General features: G+C 79.0%; 2 protein-coding genes. One reads left to right on the top strand and one right to left on the bottom strand.

Annotation, left to right across the window (positions count from 1 at the left end; genetic code table 11):
• Positions 1 to 1869: hypothetical protein (locus DQW06_RS17390; RefSeq protein WP_232833058.1), on the bottom strand; the 1869-nt coding region annotated here is incomplete at its 3' end.
• 245 nt (positions 1870 to 2114) lie between these two features.
• On the opposite strand from DQW06_RS17390, the gene DQW06_RS29265 reads away from it, so the two are divergent.
• The gene (locus tag DQW06_RS29265) at positions 2115 to 2291 is read left to right on the top strand and encodes a hypothetical protein (RefSeq protein ID WP_013154007.1); all 177 of its coding nucleotides are present in this window, start codon (positions 2115 to 2117) and stop codon (positions 2289 to 2291) included.
• Positions 2292 to 2326 lie beyond the last annotated feature (35 nt).

The following is a 2326-nucleotide window of genomic DNA, read 5'->3' as shown; positions in this document are numbered from 1 at the left end:
CGCCAGCCCGGGGTCCAGGTGCAGGTCCATCACCTCGACCGCGTCGAGCAGGCCGCCGGGCGTCCAGCCTCGGGGCAGGTCGACGGGCCCGCCCGTCGCGTGGGCGCGTCGGGCGAGTTCGGGCTCCGGGTCGGCGCCCGACTCCAACAGGGGCACCAGCGCGGAGACCAGCCAGCCCCGCTGGCGGGTGTCCCCGTCGGCGAGCAGGCTGCCCGGCGCGGTCGCGGACAGGTACCGGTCCAGGAAGCGGGCGAACCCGGTTCCGGTCAGGGGCAGGGCGGTCCGCGGCACCGGCGCCCGGCGGGCCCGGTCCAGGCGGCGCAGCACCCGTCCGACGCCGTCGAGGCGCGTCGTCCAGGCCACGGCGTGCTCGTCGCCCGCTCCGGGGTCGGCCTCGGCGGTCTGGAGGCGGTGCTCCTTGGCGCGGCGGCACATCGCCTCGCACAGGTCGTAGCCCAGCGACAACGGAGCGCCCACCGGCTGCACGGCCACGCCCACCCCCACCGTGGGCACGAACGTGGTGTGCGCCGCGCCGTCCGGCGCGACGACGGCGCGCCCGCCGCCGGGGCGGTCGCCGTGGGCCTCGGCGAGCGCGCGGTGCAGGCCCACCCGGGGGTCGCGGTCGTCGCCGACGCGCTCGGGGTCGGCGTCCAGCCAGTCGAGGGCGTAGCGCACCAGGCTGAGGGCGATCCGGGCGTCGCACAGCACGGTCAGGTCGTCCCCGGCGACCACGACGGGGCGGACCGGCAGGGACACGGGACCGGGCGGCTCGTGGTGCAGGGTGATCGGCGCGGCGGCGCCGGTTCCCGGAATGAGGGGCCGCTGGCCGGGTCCGGCGTGGACGGTGGCCGCCACCGCGCGCACGAGGACACGGGCCAGCCCCTCGGTGAGCCCGGCGATGCGGGTGGACAGGCGGCGCTGGGCGAAGGCGCCCGAACCCGGCACGGCCGGGTCCCCCGCGCGTTCGCGGTACGCGCCCAGGAGGGCGCCCAGGCCGTTGACGTCGATGTGGACGACCGCGACGCGGCTGAGGCCGCCGTGGTCGCGGCCCAGGCGGTCCACCTCCATCGGCAGCGTCAGGGCGGGGGCTCCGGCGGCGGTGACGGCACCGGCCAGCCAGTCGGAGCTGTGGGCGCGGTGCCAGCGTCGGCCGATCCCCCGGGCCCGGGCGACGTCGGCGGCCACCCTCTCGTGCACGTCGGGGTGGTCGTCCTGGACGCGGCTGCTGTCCACCGACTCGGCGGGGCCTCCGCTGACCGAGCACACGGCGGTGATCCCGTACCCGTGCGCGGGGGTGTGCAGGGCCGACATGTGCCGCCGCGCCTCGCGCAGCCGCGCCGGGAGCAGGGCCAACGCCTCGTCCACCCCGGCGGCCGCCGTCGTGTCGGCGCCCGGCGCGCGGTCGGGCCCCGGGGATCCGGTCGTGCCCGTGTGCTCCGGGGCGGCGCCGCCCGGTCCCCCGGCCTCGTGCCCGGCCCCGGGACCGTAGGCCACGTGCGCCACCACGGGGGTCAGGTCCGCGGCGCGGTCGCGCAGCCTGCGGGTGTAGAGGGCGGTGAACCCGCGCGCCGAGGCCGCGTCGGGGAAGACCGCGGTGAGCGCCCCTCCGGCGTCGCGCAGCACCACGCAGTCCGGCGGTACGAGGTCGGCGATCCCGTGCTCGGCGTCGGATGTGTCGGTCAGCTCCGCGACGAGGGCGGCGCGCCCCACCGCGTCCAGGATGCGCCGGCCGCTGTACACGTAGGCCTGGATGCCGCGCAGGTCGACACCGACCACCACACCGCTGGACGGTGTTCCCCCCGGTCGCGTCGGGGCACCGGGGGGCCGGTGCTGCTCGGGGGCGAAGGTCACCGTGTCGGGCTCCTCCATCGGCGGGACGTGCGGGAACGCGGCGCCGCCGTGCGGCGCCTGCTGACCTCTCTCGGACGGTGCCGCACGACGCACCGGTACCAAGCGATACCAGCCCGGGTCCGCGGGGCCGCGCCCCGCCCCGGCCGGACGGCGCCGCTCCCGGGGCCCGGCGGCCTCCTCCCGTGGGCCCGCCGCCCGGGCGCGCGGCGCTGTCCGAGAGAGCTGGGTGCACGCACACCGCCCCGGTACGGAAAGGTTCCCCGATGGCCCCGCACACGTCCGAGACGATCGCGCCGCCAGGGCGCGAGACGTCCGTCCCCGCCGCGAACGGCGCTCCGCTCACCCCCCACGATCTCGTGCCGCACCTGCGCGGCCTGGCCCGCGCCCTGCGCGACCGGGGCGCGGACCGGGCCGGGCGGGAGCGCGCCCCCTCACCGTGAGCGCACGCCGTCGGCTCCCGCCCCCGTCCACGGGG

Origin of the sequence: Nocardiopsis sp. TNDT3 (assembly GCF_003427465.1) — a bacterium.
GTDB lineage: Bacteria > Actinomycetota > Actinomycetes > Streptosporangiales > Streptosporangiaceae > Nocardiopsis > Nocardiopsis dassonvillei.
This window is presented reverse-complemented; position numbering and strand designations above follow the sequence as displayed.

Excerpts from the sequence above, each read along its gene's own strand:
- DQW06_RS29265 (WP_013154007.1), top strand. The coding sequence starts at position 2,115 with ATGGCCCCGCACACGTCCGAGACGATCGCGCCGCCAGGGCGCGAGACG.